The following is a 547-nucleotide window of genomic DNA, read 5'->3' on the forward strand; positions in this document are numbered from 1 at the left end:
TCACAAGCACAGGTCAGCAGCCTGATACAGAATCAAGAAGCAGCCCGCCGTAATGTGATAGAGAACATTCAAGTACAGTACCAGCAGTTTGTTAGTGCAAAAGATAGAGAGACGTCATTGGTCGCTGCCGTCGCCGGTGCACAGCTAGTGGTCAGCTCGTATCGTCGACAGTTTATTGCTGGGCGTAAGTCATGGCTAGAAGTTCTCAATGCGGTTCGTGAACATAACGATTATCAAGTGCAGCTGGTGCAAACTCGGGCAGAAATGCTGGGCGCATTTTATCGATTACAAGTGGATTTTGGCCTTATGCAATGGCAGCAGTTCTCTCATAATCGTCAGCCAGTCACTTTATTTAGCCCCACAAATTCGGTCAAACAGTGGCTCAATAAGCAAGAGGATAGCAGCAACATGAGTCACGAGTTTGGCTACGGAGACAATATAGCAGAAGAGGATTATATCGAGATTAGGCTACCAGCGACTGCAGAGCGAGATTTGGATAATGGTCACTATCTCATGTTGAATGAGGACTATAGTATTACGCCGATAA

The 547-nt window shown here is 46.3% G+C and carries 1 protein-coding gene; it reads left to right on the top strand.

The annotated features are described in order from the left end of the window. Positions 1–547 (top strand): TolC family protein (locus tag ACS8FC_RS20205; RefSeq protein WP_439298097.1); only part of this gene is annotated, 547 nt, incomplete at both ends.

The organism is Psychrobacter sp. 1Y4, assembly GCF_051847555.1.